This is a genomic window from Aeromicrobium phragmitis (assembly GCF_003674095.1).
Taxonomy (GTDB): Bacteria; Actinomycetota; Actinomycetes; order Propionibacteriales; family Nocardioidaceae; genus Aeromicrobium; species Aeromicrobium phragmitis.
The window spans coordinates 1-290 of sequence record NZ_RDBF01000298.1 but is presented as its reverse complement, the minus strand read 5'-3'; the positions used below and the strand labels follow the sequence as shown (position 1 = coordinate 290).

1 protein-coding gene is annotated in these 290 nt (G+C 65.9%); it reads right to left on the bottom strand.

The features are described 5' to 3' along the window. The coding region (locus D9V41_RS17435; RefSeq protein ID WP_424922816.1) for a type I pantothenate kinase at positions 1–290 on the bottom strand (290 nt) is incomplete at both ends.

Sequence of the window (290 nt, the reverse complement as noted above, 5' to 3'; positions counted from 1 at the left end):
CTCATGACGAAGCGCAGGAGTCGTTTGCGGTCGTAGGACTCCGGGAACCCCTTGCGGTCCAGGATGCCCCGCTTCTCGAGTTCGGCGTTCGGCAACAGGAAACCGTCGGTGGTCACGAGCGCCACGTTCGGATGTTCCTCGCGCTGCGCCAGCAGTTCACGCAGCAAGCGCGCGGTCGTGGATTTGCCGACCGCGACCGAGCCGGCCAGGCCGATGACGAACGGCACCTTGGTGGCCTGGGGATTGCCGAGGAAGCGTTCCGTCGCGCGGTAGAGCGTGTTGGACATCCG